The 22723-nt window shown below is 60.4% G+C and carries 19 protein-coding genes; 9 read left to right on the top strand and 10 right to left on the bottom strand.

Annotated features, from left to right (window positions below):
- Positions 1–91 precede the first annotated feature (91 nt).
- The 6 genes from BLT55_RS24635 (at position 92) to BLT55_RS24610 (ending at position 4733) form a co-directional block, all read left to right on the top strand.
- Positions 92–724, top strand: a complete 633-nt coding sequence (locus BLT55_RS24635) for a TetR family transcriptional regulator (protein ID WP_007250973.1) — start codon at positions 92–94, stop codon at positions 722–724.
- A 249-nt stretch (positions 725–973) separates the two neighbouring features.
- A complete protein-coding gene (gene ureE, locus BLT55_RS24630; protein ID WP_054084449.1) occupies positions 974–1474 on the top strand; it encodes an urease accessory protein UreE in 501 nt (166 codons plus the stop codon).
- Positions 1471–2145 (top strand): urease accessory protein UreF, encoded by a 675-nt coding sequence (locus BLT55_RS24625; protein ID WP_007250975.1) that lies wholly within the window; start codon positions 1471–1473, stop codon positions 2143–2145. The genes ureE and BLT55_RS24625 overlap by 4 nt, the downstream gene beginning before the upstream one ends.
- 21 nt (positions 2146–2166) lie before the next feature.
- The gene (gene ureG / locus BLT55_RS24620) at positions 2167–2784 is read left to right on the top strand and encodes an urease accessory protein UreG (protein ID WP_007250976.1); all 618 of its coding nucleotides are present in this window, start codon (positions 2167–2169) and stop codon (positions 2782–2784) included.
- Between the two features lie 24 nt (positions 2785–2808).
- Positions 2809–3381 carry a HupE/UreJ family protein gene (locus BLT55_RS24615; protein ID WP_054084451.1) on the top strand — a complete coding sequence of 191 codons (573 nt, stop codon included), beginning with the start codon at positions 2809–2811 and terminating at the stop codon, positions 3379–3381.
- 137 nt (positions 3382–3518) lie between these two features.
- The gene (locus BLT55_RS24610; protein WP_054999708.1) at positions 3519–4733 is read left to right on the top strand and encodes an AGE family epimerase/isomerase; all 1215 of its coding nucleotides are present in this window, start codon (positions 3519–3521) and stop codon (positions 4731–4733) included.
- Here the strand turns inward: BLT55_RS24610 and BLT55_RS24605 are convergent, their stop codons facing one another.
- From BLT55_RS24605 to BLT55_RS24575, 6 genes are all read right to left on the bottom strand, one after another.
- On the bottom strand, positions 4734–5498 hold the full coding sequence (locus BLT55_RS24605) for an SDR family oxidoreductase (RefSeq protein WP_007250980.1): 765 nt from the start codon (positions 5496–5498) through the stop codon (positions 4734–4736).
- Positions 5499–6218: 720 nt separating this feature from the next.
- On the bottom strand, positions 6219–6935 hold the full coding sequence (locus BLT55_RS24595) for an ABC transporter ATP-binding protein (RefSeq protein ID WP_054999707.1): 717 nt from the start codon (positions 6933–6935) through the stop codon (positions 6219–6221).
- A complete protein-coding gene (locus BLT55_RS24590) occupies positions 6932–7807 on the bottom strand; it encodes an ABC transporter ATP-binding protein (protein WP_054999706.1) in 876 nt (291 codons plus the stop codon). The genes BLT55_RS24595 and BLT55_RS24590 overlap by 4 nt, the downstream gene beginning before the upstream one ends.
- Positions 7804–9117, bottom strand: coding sequence for a high-affinity branched-chain amino acid ABC transporter permease LivM (gene livM, locus BLT55_RS24585; protein WP_054999705.1), 1314 nt, complete (start codon positions 9115–9117; stop codon positions 7804–7806). Before livM ends, BLT55_RS24590 begins: the two co-directional genes overlap by 4 nt.
- Before the next feature lie 2 nt (positions 9118–9119).
- The gene (locus BLT55_RS24580; protein WP_054080191.1) at positions 9120–10034 is read right to left on the bottom strand and encodes an ABC transporter permease subunit; all 915 of its coding nucleotides are present in this window, start codon (positions 10032–10034) and stop codon (positions 9120–9122) included.
- Positions 10035–10193: 159 nt separating this feature from the next.
- Positions 10194–11372, bottom strand: a complete 1179-nt coding sequence (locus BLT55_RS24575; protein WP_375233517.1) for a branched-chain amino acid ABC transporter substrate-binding protein — start codon at positions 11370–11372, stop codon at positions 10194–10196.
- Positions 11373–11847: 475 nt separating this feature from the next.
- Between BLT55_RS24575 and BLT55_RS24570 the strand changes: the two genes are divergently transcribed.
- The 3 genes from BLT55_RS24570 (at position 11848) to nadE (ending at position 14930) form a co-directional block, all read left to right on the top strand.
- On the top strand, positions 11848–12753 hold the full coding sequence (locus tag BLT55_RS24570) for a LysR substrate-binding domain-containing protein (RefSeq protein WP_054999704.1): 906 nt from the start codon (positions 11848–11850) through the stop codon (positions 12751–12753).
- Positions 12754–12852: 99 nt separating this feature from the next.
- A complete protein-coding gene (pncB, locus tag BLT55_RS24565) occupies positions 12853–14076 on the top strand; it encodes a nicotinate phosphoribosyltransferase (RefSeq protein ID WP_054999703.1) in 1224 nt (407 codons plus the stop codon).
- A 26-nt stretch (positions 14077–14102) separates the two neighbouring features.
- Positions 14103–14930, top strand: a complete 828-nt coding sequence (nadE, locus tag BLT55_RS24560; RefSeq protein WP_054999702.1) for an ammonia-dependent NAD(+) synthetase — start codon at positions 14103–14105, stop codon at positions 14928–14930.
- Positions 14931–15085: 155 nt separating this feature from the next.
- Here nadE and azu read toward each other — a convergent pair whose 3' ends face one another.
- The 4 genes from azu to BLT55_RS24540 form a co-directional block, all read right to left on the bottom strand.
- A complete protein-coding gene (gene azu / locus BLT55_RS24555; RefSeq protein WP_054999701.1) occupies positions 15086–15532 on the bottom strand; it encodes an azurin in 447 nt (148 codons plus the stop codon).
- Between the two features lie 152 nt (positions 15533–15684).
- Positions 15685–16578, bottom strand: a complete 894-nt coding sequence (locus BLT55_RS24550) for a transglutaminase family protein (protein WP_054999700.1) — start codon at positions 16576–16578, stop codon at positions 15685–15687.
- Positions 16578–19073, bottom strand: a complete 2496-nt coding sequence (locus tag BLT55_RS24545; RefSeq protein ID WP_054999699.1) for a circularly permuted type 2 ATP-grasp protein — start codon at positions 19071–19073, stop codon at positions 16578–16580. The genes BLT55_RS24550 and BLT55_RS24545 overlap by 1 nt, the downstream gene beginning before the upstream one ends.
- 89 nt (positions 19074–19162) lie before the next feature.
- The gene (locus BLT55_RS24540) at positions 19163–22441 is read right to left on the bottom strand and encodes a transglutaminase family protein (RefSeq protein WP_054999698.1); all 3279 of its coding nucleotides are present in this window, start codon (positions 22439–22441) and stop codon (positions 19163–19165) included.
- Between the last annotated feature and the right edge of the window lie 282 nt (positions 22442–22723).

Here is a 22723-nt window from a genome sequence, read left to right as displayed (position 1 = left end):
CATTTGAATAGGTTGCGCTAAAACCTCTTCGACGCAGGCAAAGCGCATTTGGTAAAGTGCTCACCAGTCTATTCCAAGAATCGTTTGAGCCATGCTGCCGCGCGCCGAACAGAAACAACAGACCCGCCGAGCCCTGATGGACGCTGCCCACCAATTGATGGAAAGCGGGCGTGGTTTCGGCAGCCTGAGCCTGCGCGAGGTGGCGCGTACGGCGGGCATTGTACCGACAGGTTTCTATCGCCACTTTGAAGATATGGATCAACTGGGCCTGGCCTTGGTCAGCGAAGTCGGTCAGACCTTCCGCGAGACTATCCGGCTGGTACGACAAAACGAATTTGCTGTGGGCGGCCTTATTCGTGCCTCGGTGAAGATCTTTCTTGAGCGCGTTGCCGCCAACCGTTCGCAGTTCCTGTTTCTGGCCCGCGAACAATACGGTGGCTCGCTGAAGGTGCGTCAGGCGTTGGGTGCCCTGCGCGAGGGCATCAGTGCCGACCTGACTGCCGACCTGGCGAAGATGCCCAAATGGCGACACTTGAATGCCGAAGCACTGTCGATCATTGCCGACCTGGTGGTCAAAAGTGTGTTCGCCATGCTGCCTGAGTTGATCGACCCCCCACCCGCCTCGCTCGCCCCGCACCTCACGCCACAGGCCAAAATCACCCAGCAGCTGCGCTTCATCTTCATCGGCGCCCGCCACTGGCGCGGGCTTGGCAGCCATGATTGAGCGCTGAATCGGGGTCTGCACGACAGGCCCCCTCGCGAGCAATGCGGATCGCCACTCTGGTCGTATCCGCATAGGCGTATGTGATTCGCATCTTTTTGGTGCCTATATGAAATTACGCACCAACAAATGGCGCGAGCAGATATATTGAGATCAATGCCAGCCATTTCCGCCAGCCATTTCCTACACTCTGCGCTGTTGGCAAGCACCTTGCTCTGATTTGAAGCATCGCAATTGCCTGGAAACTATCTGATGCTGGTGATTCACAATCGAATCGAACCTCAGGCCGAATGGGCCGCCGAGCTGCATTTGAATTTCGAGGCGCGCAGCAAAAGCCGTCTGCGCTGCTTCAGTGCAGAAAACGAAGACGTAGGGCTGTTCCTGCAACGCGGTCAGTCACCTTTGCGCGATGGCGAATTTTTGCAGGCCGAGGACGGCCGAATCGTGCGCGTCTGCGCACGTCCCGAGAAGCTGATGCACGTCACGTGCAGCAGCACCTTCGAGCTGACCCGCGCGGCTTATCATTTAGGCAACCGCCACGTCGCCTTGCAAGTCGGTGATGGCTGGCTGCGCCTGCTCGACGATTACGTGCTCAAGGCGATGCTCGATCAACTGGGCGCAACCACTGAGTCCATCGAGGCGCCCTTCCAGCCGGAACACGGCGCCTATGGCGGCGGCCATCATCATTCGCGTGCCGGTGAAGAGGACTTCAACTACCCGCCGCGCATGCATCAGTTCGGCGTGCGCACGTGAACAGCGCCTGGGCGCTTTTGCGTCTGGCCAGTCCGCAGCTGCCGATTGGCGGCTACAGCTATTCGCAAGGGCTGGAGATGGCCGTAGAACAAGCCATTGTGGTCGATCCGCAGACCGCCGGGCGCTGGATCGGCGATCAGTTGCTGCTCAATCTCGCCCGTTTCGAAGCGCCCTTGCTGCTGGCGCATTGCGAAGCGGCCGCCGTTGGCGATTGGGGCCAACTGCTGCAAGTCAGCGAACAGCATCGCGCCAGCCGCGAGACGCGCGAACTGCATCTGGAAAGCCGTCAGATGGGCTATTCCCTGAAGCAGTTGCTCGATGGGCTGCCCGAGCTGGACCGCGATGCTCGCCACTTTCTGCAACAAACCGCAGAGCCGCACTTGGCGCTGGGCTGGGCGCTGGCTGCGCGCACCTGGCAGATCAGCCCGCAGGACGCGCTGGCCGCGTGGCTCTGGAGCTGGCTGGAAAACCAGCTGGCCGTGCTGATGAAAACCTTGCCGCTGGGCCAGCAGGCCGCACAACGTCTGACCAGCGAGCTGTTGCCGTTACTGCAACAGGCGCAGGTCAATGCCAGCAACCACGACACCCATTCTGTCGGCAGCGCGCCTTTTGGCCTGGCGCTGGCGAGCATGGCGCACGAACGTCAATACAGCCGGTTATTCCGGTCCTGATCAGCCCCCTAGGAGAATTCAATGAACAGCCAACCCCTGCGCGTCGGTATCGGTGGCCCGGTCGGCTCCGGCAAGACCGCCCTTACTCTGGCGCTGTGCCTCGCCCTGCGCGACCGCTACAACCTGGCGGTGGTGACCAACGATATCTACACCCGTGAAGACGCTGACTTTCTGGTGCGCAACGAAGCGCTGGCACCTGAGCGCATCATCGGCGTCGAGACTGGCGGCTGCCCGCACACGGCGATCCGCGAAGATGCATCGATCAATCTCGAAGCAGTCGATCAGTTGAACCGGCGCTTTGAGGGTCTGGACATGATCATCGTCGAGTCCGGCGGTGACAACCTGTCAGCGACGTTCAGCCCCGAACTTTCCGATCTGACGATCTATGTGATCGACGTGTCTGCGGGCGACAAGCTGCCACGCAAAGGCGGGCCTGGCATTTGCAAGTCGGACTTGCTGGTGATCAACAAGATCGACCTTGCACCGTTGGTGGGCGCGTCGCTGGAGATGATGGACAGCGACACGCGCAAGATGCGCGGCGAGAAGCCGTTTGTCTTCAGCAACCAGAAAACCGGCCAGGGTCTGGAGCAGATCATTGCCTTTATCGAACGCCAGGGCCTGCTGACTGCGGCCGCCTGAATTCACCCCCTGAGGAACCCGTTGATGAACTACAAAAAAGCCTTGGGCGCCCTTGCCCTGCTGTTAGTACCCACGTTGGCACTGGCTCACCCCGGTCATGGCGATAACGGCCTGATCGCAGGTATCAGCCACCCACTGGGCGGGCTGGACCATTTGCTGGCGATGTTGGCCGTGGGTTTATGGGCCGCGCAGCAAAAAGGTGCGGCGCGCTGGGCGCTGCCTTGCGCCTTTGTCGGCACCATGCTGATCGGTGGCGTTCTGGGTTTCGAAGGCCTGAACCTGCCTGCGCTGGAAAGCGGCATTGCCGCCTCGGTGCTGGCGCTGGGCCTGGCAGTGGCCCTGGCGGTGCGTCCACCACTGGCACTGGCGGTCGCGGCGACTGCGCTGTTCGCACTGTTTCATGGCGTAGCGCATGGTCTTGAGCTGCCAGAGATGTCCAGCCCATGGGCTTATGCGGCAGGTTTCGTAGCGGCGACTGCGGCATTGCATGCGGCGGGTTATGCCGTGGTGCGCGTACTGCCGCAAGCGGCTGCGCCACTGGTACGCCTCGCCGGCGCAGCCTCGGCAGCGACGGGTGTGTGGCTGCTAGCGGGCTGATAGCTGACGCTCGTGCCAACGCTCCGCGTCCCCTTTGCGACGCAGAGCGTCGCGAACTGCATTGCCACGCTGGAGCGTGCGCAACGAGCGGCAAGCGCAGCGTCCCGAATACTCACCGGCGCAGCAATCCTGATAACATGCTGCGCACTTCGACACTGCCGCGATGCCCGCCGATGCCTTCTGTTTCCAGCTCTGACTCCGCCCCTGAACTGACTCCGGTGTTCGCCGCCTTGCAGGAGCATTTCCTGAACGTCGTCGTGCCTCTCTGGCAGGGGCCGGGCTGGAATGCGCAATTGGCATTGCCTTACGAAGCACTGGATGCCAACGATCAGCCGCTGCCGCCGCAACGCTATCGGGCGATGGCCTGCGCGCGGCAACTGTTCCTGTTTTCCAGCCTGATCGATCACGCCGAAGTACCCGATGCGCAAACCCGGGCCGGAGCATTGTTCCGCTCGCTGCAGCAGCATTTCCATGATGCCGAGCATGGCGGCTGGTTTTACAGCATCGATCCACAGGGCAAGCCACTGGATCGCCGCAAGGACCTCTACACCCACGCCTTCATCATCTTTGCCTGCGCACATTACTGGGCGAAGGTGCGCGACCCGCTGGCCGAATCAGTCCTCAACGCAGCGCTCAACGTGGTGGCTGAACGCTTTGCCGACGACGACGGCCTGTACGAAGCGCAACTCGATGAAGACTGGTCAGCGCTGGGCACCGGCGCATTGCAGAACCCGTTGATGCACCTGGCGGAAGCCTTTCTGGCGACGCTGTCGGTGCGTGCCGACCCGGCTACTCAATCGGCGATGGATGCGCTGGTTATCCACATGCAACGCCGCTTCGTCGATACCGCGACGGGTGTGATGCTGGAGAAACCGCTGGGTGCTGTGGATAACTGGTACGAGCCCGGCCATCAGTTCGAGTGGTTTTTCCTGCTGCAATCTGCGCCCGACCTGCACGGTCGCGAACTGCATGAATCCATGACCCGTGCATTTGCGTATGCGCAAGCGCAGGGCGTCGATGCGCAGAGCGGCGCTGTAACGGCCATGCTGACGCTGGATGGTACGGTGCGCGACGCGACCCAGCGCATCTGGGCCCAGGCCGAATACTTGCGGGCCATGGCGCTGAGGCCCGAATGCGATGCCGCACTGCCCCAACAACTGCTGGCGTTCGAGCAGCGCTTTCTGCACGCCAAGGGCTGGAACGAATGCGTCGAACCCGATGGCCGCGTGAGTCGCAGCGATATGCCGTCGACCACGCCTTACCATCTGGCGACCTGCTACATCGGCCTGGCCGACTACATCGAGAATCGCTTCATCACCGCGTTCCCGCCGCCAACGCCTGCAGAAGGCTGATCAGCCGCGATTGCGGTCAATCGCAAAACCGGCCCAGGTCTGGCTGACGGGCATCAGTTCGAGACTGTTGATGTTGACGTGCGCTGGCGTGTTCATGATCCAGAAAATCGTGTCAGCGATGTCCTGCGGCTGGATCGGCTCGGCGCCCGCATAGGTGGCGTCGTACTTGGCCTGATCACCGCCGAAGCGCACCAGCGAAAACTCGCTCTCGCACAGCCCCGGCTCCAGATTGGTCACACGCACACCGGTGCCGATCAGATCGTTGCGCAGGTTCAGCGAAAACTGACCGACGAATGCCTTGGTGCCGCCATACACGTTGCCGCCCGGATACGGGTAGTTACCGGCCACTGAACCCAGGTTGACGATGCTCGCCCCGCGACCATGCGCAATCAGGCGCGGCAGCAACAGACGGGTGGTGTAAACAAGGCCCTTCACGTTGGTGTCGATCATGGTGTCCCAGTCATCCAGATCGCACTTCGGCGCAGGATCGATCCCCAGCGCCAGACCGGCATTGTTGATCAGGCCGCGAAGGCTGGCGAAGGCTTCAGGCAACTCAGCGATGGCGCTCTCCATCGCCTTGCGGTCGCGCACATCCAGCACCAGCGTGTGCACCTTGGTCTGTTTCGACAACTCGGCGCTCAGGGCATCCAGACGGTCCTTGCGGCGACCGGTCAGCACCAGCCCCCAGCCCGCCTCGGCAAAACGGCGCGCACAGGCTTCGCCAAAACCGGAAGTGGCGCCCGTGATAAATACAGTGGAAGTCATGTGATTCTCCTGACATGGCGCGAAATACGCGCAGCCTGTTAGTAAGTGATTGGCAGGGCAGCAGAATGCCCGTCTGCGGGACTGCGATGCAACATCCCGACTTATTCTGTACAAAAAACGATCAACCCGCGCAACGCCATAGGCTACGGGCCTTGCAGGCAGTTTTGCCCACCTTATCCACAGTCAGACACACAATCTTTGGGGGCAACTCGGTTACGCTGAAAGCCCCGCCATACGTGGCCTCCAGCACAACATGTAAAGTTTTTCCCTTGACTTTGATCGATACCCTGAACAGACCGGAGACCATCAGAAAACCGTGATGGCCTGTAGCCCAGATACGGTAACGGCTGGATCACTCTTTCCAATGCTTGTTCACAGACTTATCCACAGGCCGTACAGAGAATAAAGCTGTATGAACGACCAGCTCCAACGCTGTTGACAAACACACTGAAAAGTTGACCGAAACCGCTTGTGCAAAATTTGACCAGCGCGCTACAGGCCTTATGCATAAAGGGCTGCGGGTAAATACTCCCAAGTTATTAACAGCCGGTTCCACAGTAAACCTGAACAAGTCGAAACGGTGACAAAACAACCATTTGCAGCGGTTTTATGTCGCAGTCTGGAGGGCCGTCAAAATTGTTTTCCACAATTGCAGACAACGACGCCCCGGACAGTTGAACGTCCGGGGCGCACGCAGGAAACGGTGAAGTGTTGACTGACTCAGTGGCCGCCCAGATAAGCGTTCCTGACCTCTTCATTGACCAGCAATTCCTGGCCTGTGCCGGACAAACGGATCTCGCCGTTGACAATCACGTAAGCGCGGTCCGACAGCCTGAGCGCATGGTTGGCATTCTGCTCGACCAGAAAGATGGTCATCCCGGTGGCGGCCAGTTCGCGCAGGGTCGAGAAGATCTGTTTGACGATGATCGGCGCCAGACCGAGGCTCGGTTCGTCAAGCAGCAGCAACTTGGGGCGGCTCATCAATGCGCGGGCGATGGCGAGCATTTGCTGTTCGCCACCGGACATCGTCATGGCGCGCTGATTGCGGCGCTCCTTGAGACGCGGAAACAGTTCAAACATGCGCTGCATGTCCTCAGCCGAATGCTTGTCGCCAATCGGGATGGTGCCCATCATCAGGTTTTCCTCGACCGACATGTCGGGGAACACCCGCCGCCCTTCCGGCGACTGCGCAATGCCGTTGGAAGCGATGTAGTGCGAGGACTTCTGGGTGATGTCGGTGCCCTGATAGATGATCTGCCCGTTGGCAGCGCGTGGCTGGCCGAAGATCGACATCAGCAGCGTGGATTTGCCCGCACCGTTGGAGCCGATCAGGCTCACTGTTTCGCCTTCATTGATGTGCAGCGAGACTTTCTTGAGGGCCTGAATCGGCCCGTAAAACACATCGATCTCTTTCAGTTCGAGGATCGGCTTGCTCATACCAACTCCTCTTCATCAGCGCCCAGGTACGCAGCGATCACCTTCGGATCGTTACGGATCTGTTCCGGCCCGCCCATCGCAATCACGTTGCCATGGTCGAGCACCACAATATCGTCGGAAATCCCCATGACCATGCCCATGTCGTGCTCGATCAGCACGATGGTCATGTCGTGCTCGTCACGCAGCAGACGAATCATGCCGCTGAGTGCCTCGGTTTCCTGCGGGTTGAGGCCGGCAGCAGGCTCATCCAGGCAGATCACCTGCGGCCGCGTGCACATGGCGCGGGCGATCTCCAGCCGACGTTGCTGGCCGTAGGACAACTCGCCAGCCAGACGGTTGGCGCAGTCCACCAGATCGACCACCTCCAGCCAGTAGAACGCGGTATCGAGCGCGTCCTCTTCGGCCTTGCGATAGCCCTTGGTGTTGAGAATCCCGCTGATCAGGCTGCGGTTGACCCACATGTGCTGGGCAACCAGCAGGTTCTCGACCACCGACATTTCCTTGAACAGGCGAATGTTCTGGAAGGTACGCGCCAGCCCGGCCCGGTTGACCAGGTGAGTGCCGCCAAACATCTTGTAGTACACACGGCTGAGGAAGCTTTTCGGCGACACGAAGTCGGTGGCCTTGAAGGGTTCGCCCAGCAGCCGGATCACGTTGATGGTCTTGCCGCGGGTGTGCAGTTCGATGCGTCCGCCGGTGGCCTTGTAGAAACCGGTCAGGCAGTTGAAGACCGTGGTCTTGCCCGCGCCGTTGGGGCCGATCAGGGCGAAGATCGAATTGCGACGGACCTTGAGGCTGACGTCGCTAAGGGCCTTGATGCCGCCAAAGTGCATCATCAGGTGCTCGACGGAGAGAATCACTTCAGTGCTCATCGCGCAGCCCCCTCTGTCACCAGCGCGCCTTTGCGCGGTTTCACCCCGGTGCGGCTGATGCGAATCAGGCCGCGTGGTCGCCAGATCATCATCAGCACCATCAGAATCCCGAACAGCAGCACGCGGTACTCGGAGAAGCTGCGCAGCAGTTCAGGCGCAACGGTCAGCACGAACGCGGCGATCACCACACCGACGGTCGAGCCCATGCCGCCCAGCACCACAATCGCCAGAATCAGCGCCGACTCGAAAAATGTGAATGAGGTCGGGTTGACGAAGCCCTGGTAGCTGGCAAAAAACACCCCTGCAAGGCCTGCTGTCGATGCGCCAATCGTGAACGCCGACAGCTTGACCAGCACGTGATTGAGGCCCATCGAACGACAGGCGATCTCGTCCTCGCGCAAGGCTTCCCAGGCACGCCCGATCGGCATGCGCGTCAGGCGATGCTTGATGAACAACACTGCCAGCACGACCAGGAACAGCACGGCGTAGATGAAGATGAATTTCAGGTCCGGGTTGTAATCGAAGCCGAAATATTCATGGATCGGCACCCCGCCATCCTTGGCGCGTCGGCCGAACTCCAGCCCGAGGAAGGTGGGCGCGGGCACCGGCACACCATTCGGGCCGCCGGTGAACGACAGCCAGTTATTCAGCACCAGGCGAATGATCTCGCCGAACCCGAGGGTCACGATGGCCAGATAGTCGCCATGCATGCGCAACACCGGGAAGCCGAGAATGCATCCGGCCAGCGCCGCCGCAATCGCCGCCAGCGGTAACGCCGACCAGAAGCCCAGGCCCAGATACTGATAGCCCAGCGCCAGACCATAAGCACCGATGGCGTAAAACGCCACGTAGCCAAGGTCGAGCAGCCCCGCCAGACCGACCACGATGTTCAGACCCAGGCCGAGCAGCACGTAGATCAGACCGAGGATGACCACGGTCAGAATGTACTTGTTGGCGAAGATCGGGAACACGATGGCAATCACGATCAGCAGCGGAATGATCCAGTACAAGCGTGATCGATGATCCGGTTTGAGCACATGCACGCCGGAGTCGGAGCTTTCGAAGCTCTGGGAAACACGCAGGCCTCTGGGTGTTTGCAGAAACAGACTGATCAGAAAGCGACCGATCATGACCACGCCCACCAGCCAGGCCACGCGGGTCGGCTGCAGGTTGAAGCTGTAGCCATCGAGCACGATCCCGACGATGGGGCCGAACACGATCAGCGCCAGCAACCCGGCGACCACGGCGTCTATCAGACTCTTCTTGATTTCAACAGGTTTGGAAACTGGAACAGCATCAGGAGCGGACATACTTATACCTTCGCCACGAGTGGGCGACCCAGCAGGCCTTGGGGACGGAAGATCAGAATCAGCACCAGCAGGCCGAAACTGAACACGTCTTTGTAATCGGAGTTGATCAGACCGGAGAACTGCGACTCGGCAACCCCCAGGATCAAACCGCCCAGCATGGCACCCGGCAACGAACCGATCCCACCCAGCACGGCCGCAGTAAACGCCTTGATGCCGATGATGAAGCCGGCATAGAAGTCGAACGTGCCGTAATTCATGGTGATCAGCACACCGGCCAGCGCCGCCATGGCCGCGCCGATGATGAACACATAGGAAATGACCCGGTCGGTGTTGATGCCGAGGATCGAGGCCATCTTGCGGTCTTGCTGCGTGGCCCGGCACATGCGGCCCAGCTTGGTGTACTTGATGATGTAGGTCAGCACGCCCATGCCGACGAACGCGGCGATGAGGATGAAGATCTTGGTGTAGGTGATCTGCACGAAGCCGCTGCCGACTTCGAAGCGCCACGCGCCTTCAAGCAGCGTAGGCACGCCTTGCTGGCGGGCGCCCTGACTGATCTGCGCGTAATTCTGCAGAATCAGGGAAATACCGATGGCACTGATCAGCGGTGCCAGGCGGGTCGAGTTACGCAGCGGCTTGTAGGCCACACGCTCGATGACGAAGCCGTAGACACCGGTCACCACGATGGTGAACACCAGCGTGCCGAGAATCAGGAATGGAAAGGATTCCACGCCGAAGAAAGACAAAACCGCGAGACCGATGGCGGCCAGGTAGGCGGAAATCATGTACACGTCGCCGTGGGCGAAGTTGATCATGCCGATGATGCCGTACACCATCGTGTAGCCGATGGCGATGAGGCCATAGACCGACCCGAGGGTGAGTCCGTTGATCATTTGTTGCAGGAAAATTCCGTCCATCACGCACGCTCACACAAGAAGGCAGCTCAGCACCCTGCCGGTCAGTCCCTCGTGAGGCGCGACCGGCAGGTCCGAAAACAACAAAAGAGATGCAGGCTCGCTCATGGGCGAGCCCATCACCGGGTCAGCACCTGACGGGCAGGGCTGACGCGAGGTCTGTCACTTCTGTTTTTCGAGTTGCTTGTATTTGCCGGTGGCGTCCCACTGGTAAACCACGTAGTCGGAGACTTTCAGGTCACCTTTGGCATCCCAGGCTTTTTCACCCATGACGGTCTTGACCGGGTTGGCCTTGAGCCACTCGGCGGCCTTGTCGCTCTTGTTGGACTTGGCGCCATTGAAACCGGCAGCCAGGGCCTGTATGGAGGCGTAAGCATAGAGGGTGTAGCCTTCAGGCTCGTAACCGGCCTTGCGGAATTCATCCACAACGGCCTTGCTGTCCGGCAGTGCGCGCGGGTCGGCGCCAAAGGTCATGTACACGCCATCGACGTACTGTGCACCGCCTGCGGTGGTGACCAGTTCGTCAGTCACGACGCCGTCGTCAGACATGAACTTGACATCCTTGAGGCCCTGCTCGCGCATCTGGCGAACCAGTGGACCGGCTTCCGGGTGCAGACCACCGAAGTACACGACATCAGCGCCAACCGAACGAATCTTCGTGACCAGAGCGCTGAAATCTTTCTCGCCACGGGTCAGACCTTCCTCGAGTATCGGCTTGACGCCACGCGCCGTCAGTTGCTTGGCCGTTGCGTCGGCGAGGCCCTTGCCGTAAGTGTCCTTGTCATTGATGACCGCGACTTTCTTGCCCTTGAGCACGTCGACGATGTAGTCGCCTGCAACGATACCCTGCTGGTCATCACGACCGCACATGCGGAACATTTCTTTCAGGCCGCGCTCGGTCACTGCCGGGTTGGTCGAGCCAGGGGTGATGGCAATCACGCCTGCATCGCCATAGATCTCCGAAGCCGGGATGGTCGACGAAGAGCAGAAGTGCCCGACGACACCAATCACTTTTTCCTGGTCGACGAGGCGGTTGGCAACCGCGACTGCCTGCTTTGGCTCACAGGCATCATCACCTGCGACCAGAATGATTTTCTCCCCATTTACACCACCCGCCTTGTTGATTGCGTCGGCGGCAGCTTGCGCACCTTTCATGTATTGCTGACCGAACGATGCGTTAGCGCCCGTCATTGGCCCTGCCACACCGATTTTCACGTCCGCCTGTGCAAACGAAGACACGCCCAACGCAGTTGCCACTGCGATTGCCAGAAAACCTTTCCTGTAAAACGTATGCGACAGAAGTGGTGCTCCTGAGGATATTTTTTTAGTTGGCACTTTCATGATCGAACAGATACAGCTTTGCTTTTTGCTTAGAGCAAGGCGCGTGCCATTGCTTTTTGGTAATCGAAAATGTCGCGTGCTCGTGCCATTCAACGGCCTGAATGCCTTGCAACAAGGCCTCTCAATCGCTTACGGCGCAGAAGGTGCAACCCCTCCGCGAAAACGCGCAACCCGTGCCGGGTCGAGTAGCAACCAGGACGGAGCCCGATGGGCAACCCATCTGTAACAACACACGTCACCGAAGTGCACACGCGCAGTGCGCGAACGCTACGAGACGCACCAATTAAGGCTAGCGCAATCGCTTAAACCTGCTGAAGCTATCGCACGCTTTCGAGAAGCACGCCCATCCTAGAGATGCATCCACGGTCGCCTGCCCTGTATGTGACCGACAAACGCCTGACAGGCGAGATATCATCACCGCCATTCATGTTGCTGACGTCAGCACGCTCGTGTCGCAAAACAGAGAAGCCCTGCCATGCTGAACAATCGCCATCTGCCGTCGATCGCCGCCCTGCAATGCTTTGAGGCGGTTACCCGGCATTTGAGCTTCACGCGTGCCGCCGAAGAACTGAACCTGACGCAAAGCGCAGTCAGCAAACAAGTCGCGCAGCTTGGAGAGTTGGTGCAGCACCTGCTCTTTCAGCGCGTACGTCGTCGCCTGCAACTGACGCCGGCGGGCGCGCTGTACCTGGCGGAGGTGCGCAAGATCCTCACGCAGATCGAGATGTCCACCCACTTTCTGCGCTCTTATGGTGGCGAAACCGAGGTCCTGCGGGTTTCGACGCCATCGACCTTCGGCGCCCGCTGGCTGGTGCCGCGCCTTAAAGGCTGGCGTCTGCGCCACCCGCACATTCACCTGGACCTGCTGAACGAGCAGGAGCCCGATGATTTGATCAAGGGCCGTTGCGATGTGTCGTTCTATTTCGGTCAGGCCGCCATTCCCGGCGCAGAAAGTGTGAAGCTGTTCGGCGAGCAACTGGTGCCGGTGTGTTCACCCGACAGCCTGCCTGATACCCCCTTCACCGACCCGACCCAATTGAGCGAGCTGGTCCTGTTGCAGAACGCCTTCCGCCCGCAGGCCTGGCATGAGTGGTTCGAAAGTCAGGGTTATCACACCGACCACAGCTATCACGGCCCGCGCTTTGAAACGTTCTACATGTGCATCCGCGCGGCTCAGGTCGGCTGTGGCGTTGCGCTGCTGCCGCGCTTTCTTGTCGAGGAAGAACTGGCCGAGGGCAAACTGGTGATTCCCTGGGATTACGCATTGCCCAGCACTAACAGCGCCTACTACCTGTCCTATCCGGAACACACCGCCGACGTGCCCAAAATCCGGGTTTTTCTACAATGGATGCTGGAACAGTTGGATCAACCGCCAGCTTAAGGGCGACAATGCACCCCCATCCGGCCGTGAACTTTCCGTGCTGACAGACAGGAAGTCACGAGCCCGACATTATCCGGCTGCTCTGGAGAGCCCGATTCAATGAGCGAGAGCGCCTTTTCCAATCGCATCGTGCAAAGCCTGCTCGATACCGATTTCTACAAGCTGACGATGATGCAGGCTGTCCTGCACAACTACCCCAACGTGGACGTCGAGTGGGAGTTTCGCTGCCGCAATGGCGAGGATCTTCGCCCCTACCGGGGTGAAATCAAGCACCAGATCGAGCTGCTGTGCGAGCTGTCCCTGACCCCTGAACATCTGGTCTTTCTGGAGCGTATCACTTTCATCAAGCCGGACTTCCTCAGGTTTCTCGGCCTGTTCCGCTTCAATACCCGCTATGTGAAAACCACGATCGAGAACGACGAACTGTGCATTCGCCTGCACGGGCCGTGGCTGCATGTGATCCTGTTCGAAGTGCCGTTGCTGGCCATTGTCAGCGAAGTGCGCAATCGGCACCGTTACCCGGACACCCTGCTGAGCCAGGCGCGGGATCGTTTGTATGAGAAGTTTGAATGGCTGACCAGCAATGCCACGCCGGATGAGCTGGCCGAACTGAAAGTGGCGGATTTCGGGACGCGCAGACGGTTTTCCTATCGCGTGCAGGAAGAAATTCTCGGCGTACTGAAAAACGATTTCCCGGGGCAATTTGTCGGCACCAGCAACGTGCACCTAGCGCGCCAGCTCGATCTGAAGCCGCTTGGCACGATGGCCCACGAATGGATCATGGCGCACCAGCAACTGGGGCCGCGCCTGATCGACAGCCAGATCGCCGCGCTGGATTGCTGGGTTCGCGAGTACCGCGGCCTGCTGGGCATCGCCCTGACGGACTGCATCACCACCGATGCCTTCCTGAACGACTTCGATCTGTACTTCGCCAAACTGTTCGACGGCTTGCGCCATGATTCGGGCGACCCGGTAAAGTGGGCCGAAAAATGCATCGCGCATTACCAGAAGCTCGGCATCGACCCGATGAGCAAGACGCTGGTATTTTCCGATGGCCTGAATCTGCAGAAGTCACTGGAGATTTTCCGTGCACTGCGCGGACGTATCAATATCAGTTTCGGTATCGGGACTAACCTGACCGCAGACATACCCGGCATTGCGCCGATGAACATGGTGCTGAAAATGACCGCCTGTGCCGGTCAGGCCGTAGCAAAGATTTCCGACGAGCCAGGCAAGACGCAATGCAAGGACCCGAACTTTGTCGCCTACCTGCGCCATGTGTTCAAGGTACCGGCTTTACCGACGCCTGAAAAACCCGCTTGAATTGTCCTATTTACGAGGAGTGAATCATGCACGCCGTACAGCGCCAGATTGCTGAACAGCTCAAGGTCCAGCCACCTTTTGCGGACCAGAACGCGTTGCAGGCCGAAGTCGCCCGCCGCGTCAATTTCATCAAGGAGTGCCTGCAGAACGCACGCCTCAAGACGCTGGTGCTGGGTATCAGTGGCGGCGTCGACTCGCTGACCGCAGGCCTGCTGGCACAGCGCGCAGTCAAGGAGTTGCGCGCGAGCACCGGTGATGACAGCTACCGTTTCATTGCCGTGCGCCTGCCCTATGTGGTGCAAGCGGACGAGCATGAGGCTCAGGCTTCAGTGGATTTCATCGAGCCGGACGAACGCCACACCATCAACATTGGCTCCAGCGTCAAGGCGCTGGCTGCTGAGGTAAAGGCCTTCGACGGGCTGCCGGCCAGCGCTGTGGACTTTGTGCTCGGCAACACCAAGGCGCGCATGCGCATGGTCGCCCAGTACACCGTCGCCGGGGCTTATCAGGGGCTGGTGATCGGTACTGACCACGCCGCCGAAGCGGTCATGGGTTTCTTCACCAAATTCGGCGACGGCGCCTGCGACCTGGCCCCACTCAGTGGCCTGGTGAAAAACCAGGTACGCGCCATCGCTCGCCATTTCGGCGCACCGGAATCCCTGGTGGAAAAAGTCCCGACGGCGGACCTGGAAGACCTGTCACCCGGCAAACCGGATGAAGCCTCGCACGGCGTGACCTACGCCGAAATCGACGCCTTTCTGCACGACGAGCCCGTGCGTGAAGAAGCATTCCGGATCATTTGCGAAACCTACGCCAAGACCCAGCACAAGCGCGAACTGCCGTATGCGCCGTGAGTAACACGAGACTGCGCTCGACCTCAGGTAGAGCGCGGGGGGCTGTGGGAGCGTCGCCCGGTCCGGGTGTCCAGGCGGACACTTCAACTATCGTGCGACGCTCCGCGTCGGCATGCCGTTCCGGACGCTCTGCGTCCTACTCTGGAAACCTGCCGTTACTTGAGCGTCACAGCGCCTTTCATCATGCTGATGTGCCCCGGGAAGGTGCAGAAGAACTCATATTCCTCCGTCGGATCGAGCTTCGATACGTCAAACGTTACCGAGTCGTTTTCACCGGCACCGATGATTTTGGTGTGGGCGATGACGCGGGTGTCGTCCGGTTTCACATAGTCTTTGTCGATGCCAACCGACATGCCGTCAGTGGTGATCGCGCCGGCGTCGGCTTTTTTGCTCAGTACCCAGTTATGCCCCATGACGTTCTTCGGCAAGCTGCCGGAGTGGGTCAATTTGAGGGTGAATTCCTTGCAGCTCTTGTCGATCTGGATGGCTTTGGTGTCATACATCATCTGATCGGTCGAATCGATTGTGGCGCTGCACTCGGCAGCCAACAACTGGCCACTGGCCAACGACAACAGCGAAATCGCTACAAGCTTGCGAATCATTTGAATCTCCAGGGCGGGAATTAGATTAACGTAAAAACTGACGTAAGAAGAGAGTACCCGATCAGGGTCGGGGTTCCGGGACATGCGTCAAATGGTCCCTCGGGCGCTTGCGCCAAGCGCCCTGTTGAAGAACGATTCACGAAGTCAGGTAATTAGGCGCTGACAGGCATTACCGTTACCCTAACCTCGGGATCATGCGTGCCGCCGCCCAGAATCACGCCCCTCAACGGCGACACATCAGAGAAGTCGCGACCCCAGGCCAGGCTGATGTGTTCCAGCGCAGGCTGTACATTGTTGGTCGGGTCGAAATCGACCCAGCCGGAGGCCGGACAGAACACCGACACCCAGGCGTGCGACGCATCTGCACCGATCAACCGTGGTTGACCCGGCGGGGGCTGGGTCAGCAGATAGCCACTCACGTAGCGCGCCGCCAGCCCGCGCGAGCGCAGGCAGGCCAGCATCAGGTGGGCGAAGTCTTGACAGACACCGCGCTTGCGTTCCAGCACTTCCACCAGCGGCGTGGCGACCTGCGTCGCCTCTTCATCGAACGTGAATTCGCTGAAGATCTTCTCCATCAAGGCCTGCACACCGAGCAGCAAAGGTCGACCGGCGGGGAAACACGCTTGCGAAAACTCGACGAACGAACGCTTCAGGTGCACGTAGGGCGATTCGAAGCGATAGCGGCAGGCGTCCAGAATGTCTTCGGTCATCGGCTTGGCGCTGTAGGTCAACGCACTGCGGGTCACTTCCCATTCCGGCGACAGATTGAAGTCCAGAAACGGCCGTTCCAGCACCTCGACGCGCAGCCGGGCGTTGACCTGCAACTCATCATGCGGACGCTCGAACGCCAGACGGGTCAGCGGGTTGCCGAACACGTCCAGTTCATCGCGACGCGTAGTAGGCGTCGGGAAAATCTCCAGTTCCTGTTCAGTGCAGCGCTGCCACGGACTGCTGCGCGGCCACAGATGCGCCAGCTGCTGAGCCAGGGACACCGGGGTGTCGTACTTGTAATGGGTGTCGTGGAAAATCTGGTAAAAAGCACTCATCAGACAGATACCGTGCGTTGGCTGACGTCATCGACGTGAGCAAAATGGCGCAGCGCCAGACGATCGGACGCTTGCCCGCTGCAATCCGCAATGCTCTGCAGCAGATCGGCCAGACCGTCGAGCACGGCGTCGATGCTGCTCTGCCCGAACAGCGGGTTTTCCAGGCTGCCCAGATCGAAACCGGCGAGACGCTGTGCCAGTACCACAAGGCTGTTGTCGCGGGGTGCATCGAACTCATCGTTCAGCCGGCGCAGCGAACGTTGCACCAGCTTGAGCTGAAACAGCACCGCGTGCGGGTTCTGCTCATCGAGCAGCAACAGGTCCAGCACCGGAATCAGGTGCGGTACGGCCATGTAGCGTGAGCGATAGGTGATGCTGCTGTTGCCCAGCTCCAGCAACCACTCCAGCCCTGCCTTCTCGGAGACGGCCGAGCCGCGCAGAAACGCTGCCAGACTGGAACTGAGAAACTTCAAGCGCTCGATACGCCGCCCGATCATCAGGAAATTCCAGCCTTCGTCGCGGGTCATGTCGTCCATGGCAAACCCGGAAAGCGCCGCCAGCGACATCACCAGACGATTGAGAAAATCCACCAGTTCGCCAAAGTCCGGCGCTTCGATTTCCAGACTCAGGGCTTCACGCTGCAATTCGACCAGCGCCTGCCAGTTTTCCCTTGAAAGCTTGCCGCGCACTTGCGAGGCAGCCCATTGCAGGCGCTGCAGGTTGGCGCGCAGGCTGAATGGCCACTCATCGCCCAGCAGGGCCGTCAGCAGACGGTCTCGCAGCTCTTCACCCTCCTCCGCGTCCGGCAACATACCCAAGCTTTCAGCCAGCGCGACGGCGGCCTCCAGCGCGAGCGGATCATCGTCATCGACATAGCGCGTCAACATGATGCGCAACAGACGGGCGCTGTCCTCGCAACGTTCACAATAACGGCCAAACCAGAACAGGTTTTCCACCACTCGCGAGGGCAAATAAGGATCACGGCGGATCAGGTCATACACGCCCAAGGCGCGCTGGCCTTTCCACGGTTCGCCCAGGTGCGAGCGTTCGCCCAGCACCCACGTATCCTTGCTCGCGCCACCGCGCTGCATCGAGACCACGTCGGCGTCGGCTTCGGCAGCAACTCGGGTCAGGCCGCCCGGCAGCACGCGATAGCCATCGCGACTGGCCACGGCGTAGACACGCATGCCAATCGCGCGGGGTTGCAGGCTGGTGCCGTCTGCCTGTAGCACCGGCGCGTGGGACAACTGCGCCAGTTCTTGCGCAACGTAGGCGTAAGGCCGCGACTGCATGCGCTGAGCGAGTGCATTGCGTTGTTCTTCGCTAAGGTCGCGACCGAACACCGGGGCGAAATGCTGCGAGGGAAACGCCGGCTTGATCAGCAGATCAGGCAGTTTCTCCAGCGCTTGCGCCAGCACGGTCGGTTCTCCACACCACCAGGTCGCCACCGACGGCAGAATCAGGTCTTCGCCAAACAGGTATTGACTGATTTTCGGTAAAAAGCCCAACAGGCCGGGCGATTCCAGCACACCGCTGCCCAGTGCATTGGCAACCAGCACGTTGCCCTGGCGCACGGCTTCAAGCAGCCCTGGCACGCCAAGCGCGGAGTCGGTACGCAATTCCAGCGGATCGCAGAAGTCATCGTCCAGACGCCGCATGATGGCGTGAACCCGACGCAGACCGCTGAGGGTTTTCAGGTAGACGGTCGCATCGCGTACTGTCAGGTCACCGCCTTCAACCAGCGGGTAACCCAACTGCCGCGCCAGATAAAGGTGCTCGAAATAACTTTCGTTGAAACGCCCGGGTGTCAGCAGCACCACCAGCGGCGCTTCGCTGCTGGTCGGCGCCTGACGGGACAGGGTCTGTTGCAGCGTGTCGAAAAACCCCGACAGATGCCTGACCTGCAAATCGCGAAAGGTTTCCGGCAAGGCGCGAGCGACGCTTTGCCGATTCTCCAGCGCGTAACCAGCACCCGAGGGTGCCTGGGTCCGGTCGGCGGTTACCCACCAGCGACCATCGGGCGTACGCGCCAGGTCCACGGCGTACATGTGCAGAAAGGTATTTTCCGGCGGTTTGATGCCCTGACACGGCCACAGAAAGTTGTTATGGCCAAATACCAGCTCAGCCGGCAACAAGCCATTGGCGATCAGGGTCTGCGGGCCATACAGGTCGGCGAGCACGGCGTTGAGCAGTCGGGCACGCTGGGCAATCCCTGCCGCGACGTGTTGCCATTCATCCGCCGCAATAATGTGCGGCAACAGGTCCAGCTCCCACGGCCGATCTGCGCCTTTGGGGTCGGCATAAACGTTGTAGGTGACACCGTTTTCCTGAAGCTGGCGGGTCAACAGAGCCTGGCGCTGGATCAATTGCGCCGATGTGCTGCGCTGCATGTGTTCGTACAGGCGACGCCAGTGCGGGCGAACGGCTCCGTCTGCGTCGAGCATTTCGTGGTAGGTACCCTCGGAAAGCGGGTAGCGGTCAAGCAGGTCAGGCATGGAAGGCTCGGCAGGCAACGTAAGGACTTCAGAGTGGTGCAGTCAGATGTCACATCCGTGTGCATCTGACGCACATAGCCACTGTTCTTTTAATGCAGACGCATATCCAGCGTCATCGGCAGCTCGTCGTTAATGTTGAGCGATGGAACGTCCAGTTTGCCGGGTGTGTGGCCGATTCGGAAGAAACGTGACAGACGGCGGCTTTCCGCTTCGTTGGCGTTGACCGGTAACGTTTCGTAATTGCGGCCACCCGGATGGGCGACATGATACTCGCAGCCGCCCAGCGAGCGCTGCATCCAGGTGTCGAGCAGGTCAAATACCAGCGGCGCATGCACACCGATGGTCGGTTGCAGGCAGTTGGCCGGTTGCCAGGCGCGATAGCGCACGCCCGCGACAAACTCGCCAACCCGGCCAGTGGGCTGCAACGGCACCGGGATGCCATTGCAGGTCAGCAGATAGCGCTGCGGTGGCAGGCCAGTGAGATGCACCTGCAAGCGCTCCAGCGATGAATCGACGTAGCGCACCGCGCCCCCGGCCGAACCTTCTTCACCCAGCACGTGCCAAGGCTCCAGTGCCTGACGCAGCTCCAGTTCGATGCCGTTGACCGCGTAATCGCCGACTTTAGGAAAGCGGAACTCCAGGTGCGCGGCAAACCAGTCAGCCTTGACCGGATATCCCGCCGAGTTGAGGTCGGCCACCACGTCGGCAAAATCCTGCTCGATGAAGTGCGGCAGCATGAAGCGGTCGTGCAACTGCGTACCCCAACGCGCCAGTTTGGCCGGTGCGTAGGGCTCACGCCAGAAACGTGCGACCAGCGCCCGCAGCAGCAATTGCTGGGCAAGACTCATGCGCGCGTGGGGCGGCATCTCGAAGGCGCGCAGCTCCAGCAGGCCCAGACGCCCGGTTGCGCCGTCCGGCGAATACAGTTTGTCGATGCAGAATTCGGCACGATGGGTGTTGCCGGTGACATCGATCAGCAAGTTGCGCAGCAGACGGTCGACTACCCACGGCGCGACTTCTTCGCCGGGCTCGGGCATTTGCGCGAAGGCGATTTCCATTTCGTAGAGCGAGTCGTTGCGCGCCTCATCGATACGCGGTGCTTGCGAGGTCGGGCCGATGAACAAGCCGGAAAACAGATACGACAGCGATGGATGGTTGTGCCAGTAGCTGAGCAGGCTGCGCAGCAGGTCCGGGCGACGCAGGAACGGCGAATCCGCCGGTGTCGCCCCGCCGAGCACGAAGTGGTTGCCGCCGCCGGTGCCGGTGTGCCGGCCGTCGATCATGAATTTTTCGGTGGTCAGCCGCGTGAGACGCGCCTGCTCGTAGAGAAACTCGGTGCGTTCGACCAGTTCGTCCCAGCTTGCAGAGGGCTGCACGTTGACTTCGATCACTCCCGGATCAGGCGTAATGCGGAAGTTGCACAGGCGCGGATCGCTCGGCGGCTCGTAGCCTTCCAGCAGGATCGGGCATTGCAGCTCTTCGGCGGTCGCTTCGATCACCGCCACCAGTTCAAGGTATTCCTCCAGCTTTTGCAGCGGCGGCATGAACAGGTACAGACGCCCGTCACGCGCCTCGGCACACAGCGCGGTGCGGGTCAGCCAGTCGGCGGACTCATCAAGCTCCGGCGCACGCTCGGCGTCGCTTTCGCTGGCCTTGAGCTGCGCGGTCAGCGAGTCGCTGTCGGCCAGCTCAGGGAAGTCCTGATTGTGATCGGTCGGATGGATGAACGGATACTCCGCCGCCTTGACCCACGGCTGCGAGGCCAGCGGCAGTCGGTAACCCAGTGCCGAATCGCCGGGCACCAGACGGCAGTGTTCGTCACGCAGGTACCAGCGCCCACTCTGCCAGCTATCACCTTTTGCGCTGCGGGCCAGCGGCAGCACCTGGCCAATCATCTTGTCCAGACCTTGCGCGAAGACCTTGCGCAGACGCGCACGCTCCAGCTCATCACCCAATCGCGAATCTTCGGCGGTCACGTTGACCGGCAGCGCACCTTCGCGCCACAGGTAGTAGAAGTTGTCTTCGTAGGCCGGAAACACGAAGCGGCCAGGCAGCTTCAAGCGTTCGGCAACACTGGCGAGGAAGCGCCCGGCCAGTTCGCCGGTCGCGCCATAGTCCTGCGTTTCATCAGCGATCAGCGCGTTGTTGTGCCAGACCGGCTTGCCATCCTTACGCCAGAAACAGTTCAGCGACCAGCGCGGCAATTGCTCGCCCGGGTACCATTTGCCCTGCCCGAAATGCACGATGCCCAGCGGCGCGTAATGCGCGCGCATGCGCTGGAACAGCTCGGCGGACAGTTCGCGCTTGCGAGGGCCCAACGCAGCGGTGTTCCACTCGGCGCCATCGCGATCATCGATGGACACGAATGTCGGCTCACCGCCCATGGTCAGGCGCACATCGTCGCGCAGCAAATCGGCGTCAATCTGCCGACCGAGGGCCTGAATGTCCTGCCATTGTTCTTCGGTGTAGGGCTTGGTGACGCGGGGCGCCTCCCAAATGCGCTCGACCGACATTTCGTGGCTGAATTCGGTTTCGCACGGCTCGACCAACCCGCTGATCGGCGCGGCCGAAGACGGTTCGGGGCTGCACGCCAGCGGAATGTGCCCTTCGCCTGCGAACAGCCCGGAAGTGGCATCCAGCCCGACCCAGCCCGCGCCCGGCAAATACACCTCGCACCAGGCGTGCAGGTCGGTGAAATCGACGTCGGTGCCGGAAGGCCCGTCCAGCGCTTCGACATCAGCCTTGAGCTGGATCAGATAACCCGACACGAAACGTGCGGCCATGCCGAGATGGCGCAGCAGCTGCACCAGCAGCCAAGCCGAATCGCGGCAGGAGCCCGAGGCGTTTTCCAGCGTGAACTCCGGGGTCTGAACGCCCGGTTCCATGCGGATCAGGTAAGCCACGTCCTGGCTCAGACGCTGGTTGAGGCCAACCAGAAAATCGATAGCCGGGATCGGCTCGCGACTGATGCTGTCCAGATAGGCCTGAAACCTCGGCGTCAGCGGCAGCTTTTCGAGATACGGGGCAAGCTCACGCTGCTCTTCGCTGGCGTACGTGAAGGGAATGTTTTCGGCGTAGGGTTCCAGAAAGAAGTCGAACGGGTTGAACACCGCCATTTCGGCGACCAGATCAACTTCGACGCGAAACTCGTCGGTCTTTTCCGGAAAAACCAGGCGCGCCAGGTAATTACCCTGAGGGTCCTGCTGCCAGTTGATGAAGTGGTTTTCAGGCAAAACTTTAAGCGAATAAGACAGCACGCGGGTGCGGCTATGGGCGGCCGGGCGCAGACGAACGATCTGAGGACCCAGTTCGACCGCGCGTTCGTAGCGGTAATGCGTGACGTGGTGCAAGGCAATATGAATCGACACGGCGTGCCTCCTGCGAGCCTGAACGGTAATTGAGCCGCGCAAGACTTATGCCATCCGGTCAAAGTCATGCGCCAACGACATCGGCATTGCCCGCCCGATCAGACGCGGCACCAAAAGTGTGCCAGCCGGAGCGAACAGTGCAAGGGTCGCACAGTAATAAGGCAGACAGTGTGGCAGAGGGATTGCGTGGGGGGGTGAAGAATTGTGAAGCCGTCTGGATACGCATCCGGCGCGTTGCAGGCGGGTTTTCAACTATCGTGCGACGCTCCGCGTCGCATGCTG

It is taken from the genome of Pseudomonas cannabina (assembly GCF_900100365.1).
Taxonomy (GTDB): domain Bacteria; phylum Pseudomonadota; class Gammaproteobacteria; order Pseudomonadales; family Pseudomonadaceae; genus Aquipseudomonas; species Aquipseudomonas cannabina.
This window is presented reverse-complemented; position numbering and strand designations above follow the sequence as displayed.

Bases quoted from the DNA above. Each gene is read 5' to 3' on its own strand.
- BLT55_RS24635 (WP_007250973.1), top strand. From the start codon at position 92: ATGCTGCCGCGCGCCGAACAGAAACAACAGACCCGCCGAGCCCTGATG.
- ureE (WP_054084449.1), top strand. From the start codon at position 974: ATGCTGGTGATTCACAATCGAATCGAACCTCAGGCCGAATGGGCCGCC.
- ureG (WP_007250976.1), top strand. From the start codon at position 2,167: ATGAACAGCCAACCCCTGCGCGTCGGTATCGGTGGCCCGGTCGGCTCC.
- BLT55_RS24615 (WP_054084451.1), top strand. From the start codon at position 2,809: ATGAACTACAAAAAAGCCTTGGGCGCCCTTGCCCTGCTGTTAGTACCC.
- BLT55_RS24610 (WP_054999708.1), top strand. From the start codon at position 3,519: ATGCTGCGCACTTCGACACTGCCGCGATGCCCGCCGATGCCTTCTGTT.
- BLT55_RS24605 (WP_007250980.1), bottom strand. From the start codon at position 5,498: ATGACTTCCACTGTATTTATCACGGGCGCCACTTCCGGTTTTGGCGAA.
- BLT55_RS24595 (WP_054999707.1), bottom strand. From the start codon at position 6,935: ATGAGCAAGCCGATCCTCGAACTGAAAGAGATCGATGTGTTTTACGGG.
- BLT55_RS24590 (WP_054999706.1), bottom strand. From the start codon at position 7,807: ATGAGCACTGAAGTGATTCTCTCCGTCGAGCACCTGATGATGCACTTT.
- livM (WP_054999705.1), bottom strand. From the start codon at position 9,117: ATGTCCGCTCCTGATGCTGTTCCAGTTTCCAAACCTGTTGAAATCAAG.
- BLT55_RS24580 (WP_054080191.1), bottom strand. From the start codon at position 10,034: ATGGACGGAATTTTCCTGCAACAAATGATCAACGGACTCACCCTCGGG.
- BLT55_RS24575 (WP_375233517.1), bottom strand. From the start codon at position 11,372: ATGAAAGTGCCAACTAAAAAAATATCCTCAGGAGCACCACTTCTGTCG.
- BLT55_RS24570 (WP_054999704.1), top strand. From the start codon at position 11,848: ATGCTGAACAATCGCCATCTGCCGTCGATCGCCGCCCTGCAATGCTTT.
- pncB (WP_054999703.1), top strand. From the start codon at position 12,853: ATGAGCGAGAGCGCCTTTTCCAATCGCATCGTGCAAAGCCTGCTCGAT.
- nadE (WP_054999702.1), top strand. From the start codon at position 14,103: ATGCACGCCGTACAGCGCCAGATTGCTGAACAGCTCAAGGTCCAGCCA.
- azu (WP_054999701.1), bottom strand. From the start codon at position 15,532: ATGATTCGCAAGCTTGTAGCGATTTCGCTGTTGTCGTTGGCCAGTGGC.
- BLT55_RS24550 (WP_054999700.1), bottom strand. From the start codon at position 16,578: ATGAGTGCTTTTTACCAGATTTTCCACGACACCCATTACAAGTACGAC.
- BLT55_RS24545 (WP_054999699.1), bottom strand. From the start codon at position 19,073: ATGCCTGACCTGCTTGACCGCTACCCGCTTTCCGAGGGTACCTACCAC.